The following is a 2947-nucleotide window of genomic DNA, read 5'->3' as shown; positions in this document are numbered from 1 at the left end:
CATCCGTAGTGCATGGGTTTACTCAATAAGATCACGCAGGAGATTTGACGTGCACATTGGTGTTCCTCTCGAAACCCAGACCGGTGAAACACGGGTTGCTGCAACCCCGGAAACCATCAAGAAGCTGATCGGCCAGGGCCATAAGGTCACTGTACAAAGCGGCGCCGGCATTAATGCCAGCGTTGTCGACAGTGCCTATGAAGCGGCAGGTGCAAGCATTGGCAGCGCCAACGATGCGTTTGGTGCAGAGCTGATTCTCAAAGTCGTCGCCCCCAGCGACAGTGAGCTCGCACTGATCAAGAGCGGCACCATAGTGGTGGGCATGCTCAATCCGTTCAGCAATGAAACCATCGCTAAAATGGCCGAATGCGGCATTACCGCCTTTGCCCTGGAAGCCGCGCCTCGTACCTCCCGCGCCCAGAGCCTGGATGTATTGTCGTCGCAAGCCAACATCGCCGGTTACAAGGCCGTGTTGCTGGCCGCGCACTACTACCCGCGTTTCATGCCGATGTTGATGACCGCGGCGGGCACCGTGAAAGCGGCCCGCGTGCTGATCCTCGGTGCCGGCGTGGCCGGTTTGCAGGCCATCGCTACGGCGAAACGCCTGGGGGCGGTGATCGAAGCGTCTGACGTGCGTCCTGCGGTAAAAGAGCAGATCGAATCCCTCGGCGCCAAGTTCGTCGACGTGCCTTACGAGACCGACGAAGAGCGTGAATGCGCCGTCGGTGTCGGCGGTTACGCCCGCCCGATGCCGGCCAGCTGGATGCAGCGCCAGGCCGCGGCTGTGCACGAACGCGCCAAGCAGGCTGACATCGTGATCACCACCGCGCTGATTCCCGGCCGCAAGGCACCGACACTGCTCAGCGCGCAAACCGTGTCACAGATGAAACCGGGCTCGGTGGTCATCGACCTTGCGGCAGCCCAGGGCGGCAATTGCCCGCTGACCGTGGCCGATCAGGTGGTTGTCGAAAATGGCGTGACCATCGTTGGCCCGACCAACCTGGCCAGCGCCGTGGCGGCTGACGCTTCGGCGCTGTACGCACGCAACCTGCTGGACTTCATGAAACTGTTGTTCGATAAAGAAGGACAACTGGTGATCAACCTTGAAGACGATATCGTCGCCGCGTGCCTGATGTGCCGCGACGGCCAGATCGTGCGCAAGAACGGCTGAGGATAAAAACAATGGAAGACATGCTGATCTCTGACGGTATCTACAACCTGATCATCTTCGTGCTGGCTATCTATGTCGGGTACCACGTGGTCTGGAACGTGACACCTGCTCTGCACACGCCACTGATGGCGGTCACCAACGCCATTTCGGCCATTGTGATCGTCGGCGCCATGCTGGCAGCGGCGCTGACCGTGACCCCGCTGGGCAAGACCATGGGCACCCTGGCCGTGGCCCTGGCCGCGGTCAACGTATTCGGTGGTTTTTTGGTGACCCGGCGCATGCTGGAAATGTTCAAGAAAAAAGCGGCTCCGGCAAAAGCTCCGGCAGCCAAAGCCGCAGCAGCCAAGGCTGAGGTGCAGCAAGCATGAGCATGAACCTGGTTACGTCCCTGTATTTGATCGCCTCGGTCTGCTTCATCCAGGCGCTCAAGGGCCTCTCACACCCCACCACGTCGCGTCGTGGCAACCTGTTCGGCATGCTCGGCATGGGCCTGGCGATCCTCACCACGGTCGGCCTGATCTACAAGTTGGGTTCCGAGTTGGCCCATGACGGCATCGTCTACGTGATCGTCGGCCTTCTGATCGGCGGCACTGCCGGTTCGATCATGGCCAAACGCGTTGAAATGACCAAGATGCCCGAGCTGGTCGCCTTCATGCACAGCATGATCGGCCTGGCGGCGGTGTTCATCGCCGTGGCTGCCGTGGTCGAGCCGCAGTCGCTGGGCATCGTCAAGCAACTCGGTGACGCCATCCCGGCCGGTAACCGCCTGGAACTGTTCCTCGGTGCCGCCATCGGTGCAATCACCTTCTCCGGGTCGGTGATTGCGTTCGGCAAGCTGTCCGGCAAGTACAAGTTCCGCCTGTTCCAGGGTGCACCGGTACAGTTCAGTGGCCAGCACAAGCTGAACCTGCTGCTGGGCCTGGCCACACTGGGCCTGGGCGTGACCTTCATGCTCACCGGCGACTACACCGCTTTCGCCGTGATGCTGGCCCTGGCCTTCGTGCTCGGCGTGCTGATCATCATCCCGATCGGTGGCGCGGACATGCCAGTGGTCGTGTCGATGCTCAACAGCTACTCCGGCTGGGCAGCGGCGGGCATCGGTTTCTCGCTGAACAACTCGATGCTGATCATCGCCGGTTCGCTGGTGGGCTCAAGCGGTGCAATCCTCTCGTACATCATGTGCAAGGCGATGAACCGCTCCTTCTTTAACGTACTGCTCGGCGGTTTCGGCAACACGGCGGACGCGGCCGGCCCGGCCGGTTCGAAAGAAGCGCGTCCGGTGAAATCCGGTTCGGCTGACGACGCGACCTTCCTGCTGACCAACGCCGACACCGTGATCATCGTGCCGGGCTACGGCCTGGCGGTAGCGCGGGCACAGCATGCGCTGAAGGAGCTGACCGAGAAGCTGACCCACCGTGGCGTGACCGTGAAGTATGCGATCCACCCGGTGGCCGGTCGTATGCCCGGCCACATGAACGTGTTGCTGGCCGAGGCCGAAGTGCCTTACGACCAGGTGTTCGAGATGGACGACATCAACTCCGAGTTCGGCCAGGCCGACGTGGTGCTGGTGCTGGGCGCCAACGACGTGGTCAACCCGGCGGCGAAGAACGATCCGAAATCGCCGATTGCCGGCATGCCGATCCTCGAGGCGTTCAAGGCCAAGACCATCATCGTCAACAAGCGCTCGATGGCCAGCGGCTACGCCGGCCTGGACAACGAACTGTTCTACCTGGACAAAACCATGATGGTGTTCGGCGACGCTAAAAAGGTCATCGA

The 2947-nt window shown here is 61.4% G+C and carries 3 protein-coding genes; all 3 read left to right on the top strand.

What is annotated here, in order from left to right:
• Positions 1–49: 49 nt before the first annotated feature.
• Positions 50–1171, top strand: a complete 1122-nt coding sequence (locus KGB28_RS01075; protein ID WP_223441320.1) for a Re/Si-specific NAD(P)(+) transhydrogenase subunit alpha — start codon at positions 50–52, stop codon at positions 1169–1171.
• 11 nt (positions 1172–1182) lie between these two features.
• Positions 1183–1539 carry an NAD(P) transhydrogenase subunit alpha gene (locus tag KGB28_RS01070; protein ID WP_223441317.1) on the top strand — a complete coding sequence of 119 codons (357 nt, stop codon included), beginning with the start codon at positions 1183–1185 and terminating at the stop codon, positions 1537–1539.
• Positions 1536–2947 (top strand): NAD(P)(+) transhydrogenase (Re/Si-specific) subunit beta (locus tag KGB28_RS01065; protein WP_223441315.1); only part of this gene is annotated, 1412 nt, incomplete at its 3' end. The genes KGB28_RS01070 and KGB28_RS01065, both read left to right, overlap by 4 nt.

Origin of the sequence: Pseudomonas sp. BF-R-19, from assembly GCF_019956445.1 — a bacterium.
GTDB classification, from domain to species: Bacteria; Pseudomonadota; Gammaproteobacteria; order Pseudomonadales; family Pseudomonadaceae; genus Aquipseudomonas; species Aquipseudomonas fluorescens_BH.
The sequence above is the reverse complement of the archived record's forward strand: the minus strand, read 5'-3'. Positions and strand labels throughout refer to the sequence as shown.

Bases quoted from the DNA above. Each gene is read 5' to 3' on its own strand.
- KGB28_RS01070 (WP_223441317.1), top strand. From the start codon at position 1,183: ATGGAAGACATGCTGATCTCTGACGGTATCTACAACCTGATCATCTTC.